This window comes from Mesorhizobium sp. GbtcB19 (assembly GCF_019091085.1).
Classification (GTDB): domain Bacteria; phylum Pseudomonadota; class Alphaproteobacteria; order Rhizobiales; family Rhizobiaceae; genus Mesorhizobium.
The window spans coordinates 1-233 of sequence record NZ_JAGXJY010000577.1 but is presented as its reverse complement, the minus strand read 5'-3'; the positions used below and the strand labels follow the sequence as shown (position 1 = coordinate 233).

The window sequence follows — 233 nt, the reverse complement described above, 5'->3', positions numbered from 1 at the left end:
CCCGGCCCGCCCCTCCTCTGCGGAACCCTGAAGGCCACCACCAAGGCGCGCGATGTCGTGCCGAACTGGCTTCTGGTGCGCAACATGGGCAACGACAACAAGGCGCAGTTTCCGCAAGGCGTGCAGGGACCGTTCTTCAACGCCCGCTCCGGCGTCGTCCACGGCAACATCTTCGCCCACCCCGCCGGCGGGCTGACGCCGCGCCAATTGCGCGCCTATGTCGAGGACGTCCG

The 233-nt window shown here is 68.7% G+C and carries 1 protein-coding gene; it reads left to right on the top strand.

What is annotated here, in order from left to right; all coding sequences use genetic code 11:
- Positions 1–233, top strand: a 233-nt coding sequence (locus KVT37_RS33100) for a hypothetical protein (protein WP_217579111.1), incomplete at both ends; no start/stop codon positions are given.